The following is a 12,035-nucleotide window of genomic DNA, read 5'->3' on the forward strand; positions in this document are numbered from 1 at the left end:
GAACACTATGAGTACAGATATGGGTATTTTAGATACCAAGCGACCAGAATTTGATCCACTTTTAACGGACATCGCACGCTATGCTTCTGAATTTGCCATTAAAAGCGATGATGCTTACGATACAGCGCGTTACTGTTTGATGGACACCCTAGGATGTGGGCTTTTGGCCCTTAAATTTCCTCAATGTACCAAACTTTTAGGACCTGTGGTTCCAGGGGCTTCTATGCCACAATTAGGTGCAAAAGTACCGGGTACTTCGTACCAACTCGATCCTGAGCGTGCCGCATTTAACGTGGGTGCGATGGTACGATGGCTTGATTTTAACGACACATGGTTAGCCGCTGAATGGGGACATCCTAGCGATAACTTAGGCGCCATTTGGGCGGTGGGCGATTACATCAGCCGTCGCAATATCAGCGAGGGCAAAGCACCCCTTAAAGTCAAAGACATTTTAACTGCGATGATCAAAGCGCATGAAATTCAAGGTATTTTAGCGCTTGAAAATTGCTTCAACAAAGAAGGTATGGATCACGTTCTTTTAGTCCGTGTAGCTTCCACGGCTGTTGCTGCAGCAATGCTTGGCGGAACGTTTGAAGAGATCAGAAATGCTGTCTCACATGCATGGGTCGATGGTGGAGCACTTCGTTGTTATCGCCATGCGCCCAATACAGGTTCTCGTAAATCATGGGCTGCAGGCGATGCCAGCAGTCGTGGTGTGAATCTTGCCCTTAAAGCACTCGCAGGCGAGATGGGTTATCCTTCCGCTCTCAGTGCAAAATTTTGGGGTTACGAGGATGTCAAAATGGGCGGGAAGAAACTCACCATTCCACAACCATTTGGCAGTTACGTGATGGAGCAAGTGCTGTTTAAAATCAGCTTCCCAGCCGAATTTCACGCCCAAACAGCGGTTGAGTGTGCAGTAAAACTTCATAATGAAGTCAAAGAGAAACTTGATACCATTGAAAAAATCGTCATTACCACTCAAGAGTCAGGTCATCGCATCATCAACAAAGTAGGCCCTCTAGCAAATCCAGCCGATCGTGACCACTGCATTCAGTATATGGTCGCCATTCCACTGATTTATGGTACCTTAGTAGCAGAACACTATGAAGATCTTTATGCAAACGATCCTCGTGTCGATAAACTTCGCGATAAAATGGAAGTTGTTGTGGACGCGCGTTACACCAAAGAGTACCTTGAAGCCGATAAACGCTCCATAGCCAATGCCGTGCAAATCTTCTACAAAGATGGTAGCAAAAGCGAAAAAGTCGAAGTCGAGTACCCCATCGGACATAAACGAAGACGCGTCGAGGGCATTCCTCTTTTGATCTCAAAATTCAAACACAATCTAGCAGGAAGACTCAGCCCAAAACAGTGTGCAACCATAGAAAGAGCATGTGAAAATCAAGCAACTCTAGAAGCCATGAATTTTAACGAATTTAGTGATCTCTTTGCACTTTAAGCGCTAAGAAGCCCTTTTCAAAGGGGCTTCTTCTTCCCAAACGCTTATTAACATTTCTAATGTACAATAGCATATCTCGTTTTTACATGTAAGGACTTTTTATGCGTACACTTATGACGACTCTCCTTCTGTTTGCAACATTTATGTTCAGTGGTTGTGCCCCAAAAGAGGTTAATTTAGCAACCATCAACCCCGTTTTAAGTCCCGCACCCAACCAAATTATTGCTATCTATGATCCTGATCGAGATACGATTATGTTTCATGAGTTCTCACTTAAAAATGCTGTTTTGGTAGAGCAAACGTGGGGCAAAGTCTTACCCTTTCGAGTCGAGTTTATGGATATGTGGGTTACAGGCTTGGGGCATGATCTTCGTCGTCTCACCAATGGAAATGCAGAAACCATCAAAGATGCTCTCATGTATGATGCAGGATTACAGGGAATGCAGACATTACATGTAAACCAAAAAGATTACATCATCAACTACGAATTTGCTCGAGATATGGTGACTGCCATTGATCGCTACGAAGAGAAAATTAAACGCTATGAGAGAGACCGAGAATTTCCCTATCTTCTAAGACGTTAGTGGCTGTTTAGCTCTTTTTGAGGCGTGAAATGGCATACTCATAGGAAATAAACTAAAGAGAGATACGATGCAACTACCTGCTTGCCCTAAATGTAACTGTGAATATACCTATGAAGATGGTGAAATGATCATCTGTCCTGAATGCGCCCACGAGTGGTCTAAAAATGCTGCTTCAAACGAAGAGAATACATCTGTCATCAAAGATGCACACGGCGCTATTTTAGCGGATGGTGATACCGTTGTGGTCATAAAAGACCTTAAACTCAAAGGCTCTTCTGCGGTGATTAAAGGTGGTACAAAAGTTAAAAATATCCGTTTAAACTATGAGAGCGACCACAATCTTGACTGTAAAGTCGATGGTATCGGTGCGATGGGGCTTAAATCGGAATTTGTTAAAAAGGCTTAAAGCACTTTTTGAATAAGTACCATATAAACCAGTGTTGCGATAAAAATGCTCAGAAGCGCATTTTTAAACTTTACATGTAAAGCGATCGCAACACAAACCCCAATGATTTCTGCCAAACCATACGGGTAACTTTCCCACTTTACATCTTTAAGCGCATAAAACACTAAAATGACCATAATCATCAAAGGCATGTTGAGTTCAATGTACTTAATCAATGGCGATGGTTCACGGGTACGAAAAAGTAAAAACGGAATAATGCGCGTAGCATATGTCGCTAAAGTGGCAACAATAATGCTTCCAATGATGTAACTACTTTCCATTTTCCATACTCCTCTTAAAAACAACCAATACAAATGCAGCGGCGCAAAGTGATAAAATCAGCATCTTTTGCGGTGGAAATAAAATCATGCCAAACAACCCAATAATGAGTGCCACAAAAAAGGGCTTATGCAGTCTATTTTTCTTATACAACTCAATGGAAAGCACCACAAAAAGAGCTGTCAATGAAAACTCGATGCCTTCATAATTAAAGGGCAGTATATTACCAAGCATAGCCCCCACAACACTTCCTATAATCCAATAACATTGGTTTAAAACGCTAATCAGTAAATAGGCTTTTTCGCGATTAACTTCCGGCACTTCACTGGTTTTCAAGAGTGCAAATGTCTCATCGGTCAGACCAAAAATAAGATAATGCTTTTTCCATGAAAAACCTTTAAAGGTCGAAATCATTGAAAGACCGTAAAACGTATGGCGAAGGTTGAGCAAAAAAGTGGCGATGCCAATCTCTAAAATAGTCGCTTGTGAAGCAAAAAGCGTGAGCAGTAAAAACTGCCCCGAGCCCGCATAGATAAAAGCACTCATAAAAAAGGCGTAATACCACGGGATCAAAAGCTTTGAAAGCAGCAGTCCAAAAGCCATACCAAGAGGAATATAGCCCATCATAACAGGGATTGTGAGTTTAAAAATTGTCAAAAAATTCATCTGTTTTCTTTTACATGTAAAGGTTATTTTTTGATGTAGCGATCCAGATACTTCTGCGTAGCATTCATATCGCTTGCCTTTTGCTGTAGCTCTTTTTTAGAGCTTGTATCTTTAGGAGTTATGTCACTAAAATAGAGCTGATCGATCGCGACAATAATCGCGACCAAGATCAGAAGAGGCACTAAAATGAGCATTTTAAACTTATTGTTTCAAGGCGTTAACAGTTTGAAGCATCTCATCACTGGTCGTAATCGCTTTTGAGTTTGCCTCATACGCACGTTGACCTGTAATTAAGTCCGTCATCTCTTCAACCAATTGAACGTTACTCATCTCAACAAATTGCTGTCTTGTTTGACCAAGACCATTAAGACCAGGGTTACTGACAATGGGATCACCTGACGCACTTGTATTAATAAAGTTATTATCGCCTAAAGAGTGAAGACCTGCTGGATTGATAAAGTTGGCAAGTTCAATTTGACCAATTTGCTGAGTCGCAGTTGCACCTGCTTGAAGGACGGAGACCATACCATCCACACCAATGGTAATTTGTGTCGCATCCGCAGGGATTGTTAACTGGGGTATCATTTGATAACCATCGCTGTTGATGACATTACCATCAGCATCCAATTTAAACGAACCATTTCTAGTATAGCCCGTTGTTCCATCGGGAAGCAAAATTTGGAAGAAACCATTTCCTGTAATCGCCATATCCAACGAGTTACCTGTCTCTTTAAAGTTACCTTGTGTAAATATCTTTGCAATAGCAGTTGGACGAACACCCAGACCGATTTCAATACCTGTTGGTGAAACCGAAGTACCACTGGTTGACGTTCCAGCATACGTCATGGTTTGGTACATCAAATCCGCAAACTCAGCACGTTGCTTCTTATAACCAATCGTGTTAACGTTTGAAATATTGTTTGATGTGGTATCAATCTGCGTTTGTTGGGCAATCATTCCCGTTGCGGCAGTATAAAGTGATCGAATCATTTTTCTTCCTTACTTATTATGCTTTAGTCGAGGCGAGTTTAGAGATAGCTTCTGAATTGAGGTCATTCATATGCGATTTCATAACTTTTTGATACATATCTACAAATCTATTGGTTTCAATCAGCCCAACCATTTCACTGACAGGATTGATATTACTGGTTTCCAAAAAGCCTTGCATCACCAAACTTCCATCTGTCAGTTCGGTTAATTCATCGGTACTTTTGAATTTATAAAGGCTAGCGCCCTCTTTGATGAGTGACTTGACATCATCACTTTCAACAATGTAAAGACGTCCAAGTTCATCGTCTCGGTTATAAATTCCACCGCTTTGATCGACTCTTAACTCGCCATCATCAGGTATTGTAATGTACTGTTGATTTTGAAAATAGGTTGCGGGTAAAACAGGATACCCCTCTTTTGTAGTTAAAACACCTGCACTGTTAAAAGAGAAAGAACCATTTTGTGTTAAACGAATACCATTAGGAGTCTCCACCATAAAAAAGGCATCATCACGCTTTAGTGCAAAATCAAGCGTATTACCCGTGTTTTTAATTGCACCTTGGTCGTATTTAATATACTCTTCAACCACTTGAGGCACTCTTGTTCCAACGGCATTGATAAACTTGCTTGCTTCTTTGGTATTGTCACGAAGGGGCATCTCATCTTTGTATTCTTGAAAAATACGTTTAAAATCACCCACAACAACATCATCTCTTTTGAACGCTGTGGTATTTAAATTGGCAAGATTGTTGGAGATGACATCCAGTTTATTAAACTGTGTGACCATCGCTCCCGTTACGCTGTAATAGCTGCTTTGCATTGTTTTTCCCACTGTTTTTAGAATCTTTCCCTAGTTAAAGCAACTCCTGTTCCACTTTATGAGATGAGAGCATTCAATGACATTTAAAAAAAAACTCGGTATAATCCACATCTTTTATTAAAGAAATTTAGAAATTTTCCACCTCCACATACCTTACTCAAGGAGAGTTACACTTATGGCTTCAAAAGAACTCTATACAGCATTAGAAGAACTTTTTGCAGAAAATGAAAAAGCATACGTCACTTACGAAAACGTAATGGATCTTTTTATCAAGCCTCCAACCCCTGCAAATGTTAAAAAACTAATGACCCTTTTAGAAAAATACAAAGTCACCTTAATCTCTTCTGCTGAAATTGCCAAAATGCGCAACAAAGAAGAAGCGAGAAGAAGAGAAGAAGAGCGCCAAAAAATCAAAGATGATGCTCTTGAAGAAGAGTTTGACCTTGCCAGCGAAAAAGAACTCCTAGAGTGGTCACGCAGTGATAGCCCTGTTAGAATGTATCTTCGTGAAATGGGACAAATCTCACTTCTAACCAAAGATGAAGAGATCGACATCAGTAAAAAAATCGAATTCGGTGAAGATATCATCATCGATGCGTTCTGTTCCGTTCCTTACCTTATCGACTTTATTCTAGACTATAAAGAAGCACTGATCAACCGTGAACGTCGTGTAAAAGAGCTTTTCAAAACCTTTGAAGATGACAGCGATGATGGTGATGATGAAGAAGAGTTTGACGAAGAAGATGGTGAAGAAGGTGAAGAGAAAAAAACCTTCTCAAAAAAAGACAACACGAGAACTGAAAAAGTTATCGAGAGCTTTAAGTCATTAGAGAAAGCGAAAAAAGATTGGCTCAAAAGTCTTACAAGACCACCTGAAGAGAATTTAGATGATGCTGAAGAGATGATGAACTACGATCTTGGTTTGGCGTACAAAAAGAAACTTCTTAAAGACGCATTGATGGATCTAGGGCCTACCAGTAAGCTCATTAACGAACTTGTAAAATCTATGGAAACAGCGCTTAAAAGTGACTTTGAGTTCGATAAAGAGCTTAAGCGTTTAGAGTACCGTTTACCACTTTTCAATGATACACTCAGAGAAAATCACGTTAAACTTTTGACGAGCATTGTTGATCTTAACAAAGAAGACATCACCACAATGGTTCCTGAAGCCACAATGGTTTCTACCTATATGGAGATCAAAAAGCTTTTCCAAACCAAGGAAGCGAGTAAACAAGGTTTCGATCTTGATCCTGAAAAACTCAAAGAAGTTCTTGAGCAGATCAAACGGGGTAAGAAAATTGCTGACGAGTCTAAAACCCGTATGGCAAAATCAAACTTACGTCTGGTTGTTTCCATTGCAAAACGTTACACCAACAGAGGTTTACCATTCTTGGATCTTATTCAAGAAGGAAATATCGGTTTGATGAAAGCGGTTGATAAATTTGAGTACAAAAAAGGCTACAAATTCTCGACTTACGCCACATGGTGGATTCGCCAAGCCATTTCACGTGCCATTGCTGATCAAGCGCGTACGATTCGTATTCCGATCCACATGATCGAGACAATCAACCGTATCAATAAGATCATTCGTAAACACCTTCAAGAAGAAGGTAAAGAGCCTGACATCGAAACCATCGCTTTAGAAGTGGGTTTGAGTGCCGATAAAGTTAAAAACGTCATCAAAATCACCAAAGAGCCTATTTCGTTGGAAGCACCTATTGGTAATGAAGACGATGGTAAATTTGGCGATTTTGTTGAAGATAAAACCTCTGTTGCACCGCTTGATTTCATCTTGAAATCGGATCTTAAAGATCAGATCGATGAAGTACTCGATCAACTCAATGACAGAGAAAAAGCGGTTATTCGTATGCGTTTTGGTTTAATGCACGATGAGAGTGATAGAACGCTCGAAGAGATTGGTAAAGAGCTTAACGTAACGCGTGAGCGTGTTCGCCAGATCGAAAGTTCTGCGATTAAAAAACTGAAACATCCTAAAGTGGGACGTAAACTTAAAAACTACATCGAAAGTTAACCATGAGTAGTTTTGCAGAAGCATGGATTGAACACGATTACAATCCTTTTATTGTTTTTGATAGTACCGGTAAGATCATTTCCCTCAACCAAGAAGCGCAATACCTTCTTGGTGAGGTCAACCACAAAAAAATCTTTGATATCGCCCAAACCTATGCCAGTATGACCTATGGTTTTAAAACCACCATCGTGGATATCTCGTTTAGTTCGTATAAATTTTATGCGATTACGGTGGGTTATACCGATGAAACATCCATAGGCATCAAGCTTTATAAGAGTGCCACTAAGAAATTTGCAAATGTTGAAGAGTATGGCGAGAGCGTGAACATCTACGCACTTCTAGATCTGTGCATCAGCGCTTCTTCTACCAATGCAAATATCAAATTTAAAAAAGAGTTTGACCCAACCTTCCCAGATGTTCGACTCAAAGTCGAAGACTTTATGAAGCTCCTCACCAAAGTCTATCAGTCTCATATCAACTCTACCGTCATCACCACACGTTTAGCGCTGATTACAGGTGAATACATTCGATTTAACACTAAAAAATACCCTATTTTTGCCATCTCCATCAAAGGTGATAGCAGAGATAGGAACTATGAAAAAAACATTGAAGAGATTGCCGTAAAAGCTAACTGCACCATCCATTTTGAAAACGATGAAACACTGATTCACTCGGCGATGGTTTCCTAAAAAATCTTTACATGTAAAGTCATTTGGCTTTACATGTAACTTTTATTTATGAGCTTAAACACGATTCTCCATCAAGCGCCTCACCTGGTTTCATATGCTCTTTTCCCCACTGATACATTAAACTTAAAATAGGTATGAGCGTTTCGCCCTCTTGCGTGAGTGAGTATTCCACTTTCGGAGGTACTTGATTGTACTGTTCCCTGTGAATAATGTTATTACGCTCTAACTCTTTGAGCTGTTGGCTTAATGTTTTGTGTGCAATGGGCTGTAACATCTCTTTTAAGCGATTGTAGCGAATGACTTTTGATTCAGATATCTTCCACAAAATAATCCACTTCCACTTTCCCTCCAAAATCGACATCGCATAATACATAGGACATTTTTCGTATTTATCACTGAAATTTTCCATTTTTTGCTCCATTACTTCCCTTTTGGTTAGTATATAACTAAAAAGTTCATTCTATACTTAAGTCATAAATAACCCTATAATTCAATTCAACAAACTCTTTAGAAGGAATACCGATGAAAATTATAGCGATCAATGGGAGTCCACGCAAAAATGCCAACACCGCAACCCTGCTTAAAAATGCCCTTGAAGGTGCCGCAAAACAAGGTGCGCAAACAGAGCTGATCCATCTTTACGATCTTAACTATCAAGGATGTGTGAGTTGCTTTGCCTGTAAACTCAAAAGCGGAAAATCCTATGGCAAATGCGCGCATAAAGATGAGCTCAAACCCCTTCTTGAAAAGCTACGAGATGCCGATGCCATTCTCTTAGGCTCACCCATTTACTTTGGAAATATTACTGGCATGATGCGCTCTTTCATCGAACGATTAGCCTTTCAATACACCCTTTACGATGTCAATTACTCCTCTTTATTTCCCAGAAAAATACCTATAGGATTAATGTATACGATGAATTTAGATGAAAAAAGAATGCGAGAATGGGGTTATGTTGAAGCACTTAGTGGTCTTGAAAAGAGGCTTGGAAGTATTTTTGGTTCTTCTGAAGCACTTTATGTCACCGATACCTATCAGTTTAAAGACTACTCCAAATACGAAGTAACCGCTTTTAGTGAACCTCTCAAAGCCAAAAGGCGCAAAGAGGTGTTTCCAATAGATTGTGAAAAAGCGTTTGATATGGGCGTACGATTTGCCACACAAGGTGTTTCATCTTCTTTTTACAGTGAAGTTGAGCCTCATTAAAAGCAGAGTAACGTTTACATGTAAAGTTTTCAATTTTACATGTAAACATTTTTAATGCAAAAAAGCCTATAGCCCCAATCGTCTAATATTGCTTAACGAAATAAGATGAGCTGTCATAAAAGGGGTAGCTCCTTTTTTGTAGATATCAAGCTTTTTCTTTTCACTTAAGTGAGCCAGTTTTTCTTCATTAAGCGTAAAAAATCCATTAATGGTATGTGCTTTACCTTCTTCATCGAGAACATTGGCACTTTGTTGAACCAATAATTCCCACGTTTCTAACTCTTTAATAAAAGTGTTACACGCGTGTAACTCGCCTTGGAAACGAACAAGAAAATCCAAAGTATTTTTTGTCAAATCACTGGGTGTTTTATCGTCCTTAAAGAGAGCACGTTGTTGGTTAGATGCCGTTAATTCCTCCAAAGCATCTTCTTCAATTCCTAAAGAAAAACCCTCTTGTCCTTCATTTTGAACCAAAACAAACGGATAACGTCTCAAAAATGCAGGAAGATATTTTCCTTTTTTAAAGCGACGATTTTCATCCAAGTAAACATTTTTATCGTTAAAGCCAAGGAGTGCAATAGCGAGCCAATCTCCTTCTTGATTTTTAGTAAACAAAATCGGATAATCTTTGCATGCTTCGTAAAACTCTCCAATTCCCAAGGGTACGCTTATCATCGTTTCTAAGTTGGGGTAACGAATTGCGTCATTGACGGCTTTAGTTTGATCGTGTGGTTGGTTTATAATATGCATTGCCATGATGTTATGTTCCTCTAATTGGTAGTTGTATAGAGTGTATCATAGCATTTTCAGTACAAATTTTTACTTGCTTGGTGGAAGAGAGATGAAGTTATTTTGTTTAGATAAAGAAGCGGTTACATTTTACATGTAACCGCGGTGAAAGACTAAAATTCGATAAGGTTTTGGATTTTCTCAACGATACTTGGATCTTCAAGCGTTGAGATGTCTTGCGTAATAGGCTCTTTTTTCGCAATTGAGCGAAGGATTCTGCGCATGATTTTACCACTTCTAGTTTTTGGTAAACCCGGTACGAAGCGGATTGCATCAAGTTTAGCGATATTACCGATCTCTTTAACAATGAGCTTGTTGAGCTCTTGGATCATGTAAACCTCTTCACTGAGTGAATCCGTACTCTTAATAACGATGTATGCAAAGATGCCCTCACCTTTGATCGCATCTGGGCGTCCGACAACAGCAACCTCTGCAACGTTTTCATGGTGAGCAAGAACTGCTTCAATCTCCGCTGTACCGATTCTATGTCCTGAAACGTTGATAACGTCGTCTGTTCGTCCTGTAATGACGATGTAACCATCATCATCGTACATCGCACCATCGCCTGAGAAGTAAACCGGTTTACCGTCTTTCTTACAATCCCCAAAATAGGACTTCACAAAACGGTCACTATCGCCCCAGATATTACGAATCATTGAAGGCCAAGGTTTGGTGATACACAAGAACCCTTTTTCACCTTTTGGTGTTGGATTGCCGTGCTCATCAATGATTTCTGCTTTAATGCCCGGAAGTGGGAATGTAGCAGAACCAGGTTTAATCGGTGTTGCACCCGGAAGTGGCGTAATCATATGACCACCCGTCTCTGTTTGCCACCATGTATCAACGATTGGGCAGTTTCCTCCACCAATTTGCTCATAGTACCACATCCACGCATCAGGATTGATCGGCTCACCAACAGTTCCAAGCACTTTTAGAGAACTTAGGTCGTACTTTGAAGGAGCATCCGCACCCTCTTTGTGAAGTAAACGAATCGCTGTTGGAGCGGTATAGAACTGATTGACTCTGTGTTCTTCGATCATACTCCACCATCTGCCTACATCTGGGAATGTTGGAACACCTTCATACATAATGGTCGTTGCACCCATCGCAAGTGGACCATAAACAATGTACGTATGTCCTGTAATCCAACCAACATCCGCTGTACACCAGAAAGTGTCATTCTCTTTAACATCAAAAACGTGTTCCATCGTGTACTGTGCCCAAAGAATGTAGCCAGCACTTCCGTGTTGAACACCTTTTGGTTTACCTGTACTTCCTGATGTGTAGAGCAAGAAGAGCGGATCTTCTGAGTCCATCCACTCAGGATCACAGTACTGAGACTCGTTCATTATAATCTCGTTGTAAACATAATCGCGTCCTGGAACGTACTCGATATCTTCAAAGTTTCTCTGAACGATAAGCACTTTTTCACAACATTCACAGCCAACGCTAAGAGCTTCATCAACAACAGGTTTTAACATATACGGTTTACCACGACGGAATGCACCATCGGCTGTAATAACCAATTTTGCCTCAGCATCTTGGATACGATCACGCAAAGCTTCAGCAGAGAATCCACCAAAAACAACAGAGTGAATCGCACCAATTTTTGCACAAGCAAGCATCGCAAAAGCAGCCTCAGGAATCATTGGCATATATAAAACAACCCGATCGCCTTTTTTGATACCAAATTTATTACGCATCAAGTTCGCTAAACGGTTAACGCGGTAAAAAAGTTGAAGATAGGTGATGATACGACGTTTACCATCTTCACCTTCCCAGATAATCGCCGCTTTATTTTTACGTGTCTTTAGATGACGTCCCAAACACTGATGCGTAACATTTAATTTGCCACCTTCGAACCATTTGTAGAACGGAGCATTATCTTCATTTAATACTCTGTCATAAGGCTTAAACCACTCAATTTTCTCACGTGCTAGCTTATCCCAATATCCTTCAAAATCCTCGTCTGCTTGGATACAAAGCTCCTTATACTCACACATGTTCTTAATTCTGGCTTCTTTGCTTAAAGCTCTACTTGGTTCAAAAAGTTGTGACATAGTTACTATCCTT

Annotated in this window: 14 protein-coding genes; 6 read left to right on the forward strand and 8 right to left on the reverse strand. The window is 40.1% G+C overall.

Annotated features, from left to right (window positions below):
• Positions 1-7: 7 nt before the first annotated feature.
• The 3 genes from prpD (at position 8) to SAR02S_RS06920 (ending at position 2,452) form a co-directional block, all read left to right on the forward strand.
• Positions 8-1,462: a 2-methylcitrate dehydratase gene (prpD, locus tag SAR02S_RS06910; RefSeq protein WP_041958124.1), complete on the forward strand. Its 1,455-nt coding sequence runs from the start codon at positions 8-10 to the stop codon at positions 1,460-1,462.
• A gap of 101 nt (positions 1,463-1,563) precedes the next feature.
• The gene (locus SAR02S_RS06915; RefSeq protein WP_232294002.1) at positions 1,564-2,046 is read left to right on the forward strand and encodes a hypothetical protein; all 483 of its coding nucleotides are present in this window, start codon (positions 1,564-1,566) and stop codon (positions 2,044-2,046) included.
• Positions 2,047-2,113: 67 nt separating this feature from the next.
• Complete coding sequence (locus tag SAR02S_RS06920; RefSeq protein ID WP_041958126.1) at positions 2,114-2,452, forward strand: zinc ribbon domain-containing protein YjdM; 339 nt, start codon at positions 2,114-2,116, stop codon at positions 2,450-2,452.
• Here SAR02S_RS06920 and SAR02S_RS06925 read toward each other — a convergent pair.
• From SAR02S_RS06925 to SAR02S_RS06940, 5 genes are read right to left on the reverse strand one after another with little or no spacing between them, the layout of a single operon-like run.
• A complete protein-coding gene (locus tag SAR02S_RS06925) occupies positions 2,449-2,772 on the reverse strand; it encodes a branched-chain amino acid transporter permease (protein WP_041958128.1) in 324 nt (107 codons plus the stop codon). The genes SAR02S_RS06920 and SAR02S_RS06925 overlap by 4 nt on opposite strands.
• Positions 2,762-3,436 (reverse strand): AzlC family ABC transporter permease, encoded by a 675-nt coding sequence (locus SAR02S_RS06930; RefSeq protein WP_041958130.1) that lies wholly within the window; start codon positions 3,434-3,436, stop codon positions 2,762-2,764. The genes SAR02S_RS06925 and SAR02S_RS06930 overlap by 11 nt, the downstream gene beginning before the upstream one ends.
• Positions 3,437-3,459: 23 nt before the next feature.
• Entirely contained in the window at positions 3,460-3,630 is a 171-nt protein-coding gene (locus SAR02S_RS13500) for a hypothetical protein (protein WP_198133091.1), read from the reverse strand.
• A gap of 7 nt (positions 3,631-3,637) precedes the next feature.
• The gene (flgG, locus tag SAR02S_RS06935) at positions 3,638-4,426 is read right to left on the reverse strand and encodes a flagellar basal-body rod protein FlgG (protein WP_041958132.1); all 789 of its coding nucleotides are present in this window, start codon (positions 4,424-4,426) and stop codon (positions 3,638-3,640) included.
• Between the two features lie 16 nt (positions 4,427-4,442).
• Positions 4,443-5,246 (reverse strand): flagellar hook-basal body protein, encoded by an 804-nt coding sequence (locus tag SAR02S_RS06940; RefSeq protein WP_041958416.1) that lies wholly within the window; start codon positions 5,244-5,246, stop codon positions 4,443-4,445.
• Positions 5,247-5,421: 175 nt separating this feature from the next.
• Here SAR02S_RS06940 and rpoD point away from each other — a divergent pair, with 175 nt between their 5' ends.
• Both rpoD and SAR02S_RS06950 read left to right on the forward strand, forming a co-directional pair.
• Positions 5,422-7,278, forward strand: a complete 1,857-nt coding sequence (gene rpoD / locus SAR02S_RS06945; protein ID WP_041958133.1) for an RNA polymerase sigma factor RpoD — start codon at positions 5,422-5,424, stop codon at positions 7,276-7,278.
• 2 nt (positions 7,279-7,280) lie between these two features.
• Positions 7,281-7,967 (forward strand): hypothetical protein, encoded by a 687-nt coding sequence (locus SAR02S_RS06950; RefSeq protein ID WP_041958134.1) that lies wholly within the window; start codon positions 7,281-7,283, stop codon positions 7,965-7,967.
• Between the two features lie 46 nt (positions 7,968-8,013).
• Here SAR02S_RS06950 and SAR02S_RS06955 read toward each other — a convergent pair whose 3' ends face one another.
• Positions 8,014-8,376 carry a winged helix-turn-helix transcriptional regulator gene (locus SAR02S_RS06955; RefSeq protein ID WP_041958418.1) on the reverse strand — a complete coding sequence of 121 codons (363 nt, stop codon included), beginning with the start codon at positions 8,374-8,376 and terminating at the stop codon, positions 8,014-8,016.
• 113 nt (positions 8,377-8,489) lie between these two features.
• On the opposite strand from SAR02S_RS06955, the gene SAR02S_RS06960 reads away from it, so the two are divergent.
• The gene (locus SAR02S_RS06960; protein WP_041958135.1) at positions 8,490-9,173 is read left to right on the forward strand and encodes a flavodoxin family protein; all 684 of its coding nucleotides are present in this window, start codon (positions 8,490-8,492) and stop codon (positions 9,171-9,173) included.
• Positions 9,174-9,239: 66 nt separating this feature from the next.
• Here the strand turns inward: SAR02S_RS06960 and SAR02S_RS06965 are convergent, their stop codons facing one another.
• Together SAR02S_RS06965 and acs are read right to left on the reverse strand one after the other, a co-directional pair.
• Positions 9,240-9,929, reverse strand: a complete 690-nt coding sequence (locus SAR02S_RS06965) for a SapC family protein (protein ID WP_041958137.1) — start codon at positions 9,927-9,929, stop codon at positions 9,240-9,242.
• A 146-nt stretch (positions 9,930-10,075) separates the two neighbouring features.
• Positions 10,076-12,022, reverse strand: a complete 1,947-nt coding sequence (gene acs, locus SAR02S_RS06970; RefSeq protein ID WP_041958139.1) for an acetate--CoA ligase — start codon at positions 12,020-12,022, stop codon at positions 10,076-10,078.
• Between the last annotated feature and the right edge of the window lie 13 nt (positions 12,023-12,035).

This window comes from Sulfurospirillum arsenophilum NBRC 109478 (assembly GCF_000813345.1).
Taxonomy (GTDB): Bacteria; Campylobacterota; Campylobacteria; order Campylobacterales; family Sulfurospirillaceae; genus Sulfurospirillum; species Sulfurospirillum arsenophilum.

Coding starts and splice junctions, on each gene's coding strand:
- prpD (WP_041958124.1), top strand. CDS start 8: ATGAGTACAGATATGGGTATTTTAGATACCAAGCGACCAGAATTTGAT.
- SAR02S_RS06915 (WP_232294002.1), top strand. CDS start 1,564: ATGCGTACACTTATGACGACTCTCCTTCTGTTTGCAACATTTATGTTC.
- SAR02S_RS06920 (WP_041958126.1), top strand. CDS start 2,114: ATGCAACTACCTGCTTGCCCTAAATGTAACTGTGAATATACCTATGAA.
- SAR02S_RS06925 (WP_041958128.1), bottom strand. CDS start 2,772: ATGGAAAGTAGTTACATCATTGGAAGCATTATTGTTGCCACTTTAGCG.
- SAR02S_RS06930 (WP_041958130.1), bottom strand. CDS start 3,436: ATGAATTTTTTGACAATTTTTAAACTCACAATCCCTGTTATGATGGGC.
- SAR02S_RS13500 (WP_198133091.1), bottom strand. CDS start 3,630: ATGCTCATTTTAGTGCCTCTTCTGATCTTGGTCGCGATTATTGTCGCG.
- flgG (WP_041958132.1), bottom strand. CDS start 4,426: ATGATTCGATCACTTTATACTGCCGCAACGGGAATGATTGCCCAACAA.
- SAR02S_RS06940 (WP_041958416.1), bottom strand. CDS start 5,246: ATGCAAAGCAGCTATTACAGCGTAACGGGAGCGATGGTCACACAGTTT.
- rpoD (WP_041958133.1), top strand. CDS start 5,422: ATGGCTTCAAAAGAACTCTATACAGCATTAGAAGAACTTTTTGCAGAA.
- SAR02S_RS06950 (WP_041958134.1), top strand. CDS start 7,281: ATGAGTAGTTTTGCAGAAGCATGGATTGAACACGATTACAATCCTTTT.
- SAR02S_RS06955 (WP_041958418.1), bottom strand. CDS start 8,376: ATGGAAAATTTCAGTGATAAATACGAAAAATGTCCTATGTATTATGCG.
- SAR02S_RS06960 (WP_041958135.1), top strand. CDS start 8,490: ATGAAAATTATAGCGATCAATGGGAGTCCACGCAAAAATGCCAACACC.
- SAR02S_RS06965 (WP_041958137.1), bottom strand. CDS start 9,929: ATGGCAATGCATATTATAAACCAACCACACGATCAAACTAAAGCCGTC.
- acs (WP_041958139.1), bottom strand. CDS start 12,022: ATGTCACAACTTTTTGAACCAAGTAGAGCTTTAAGCAAAGAAGCCAGA.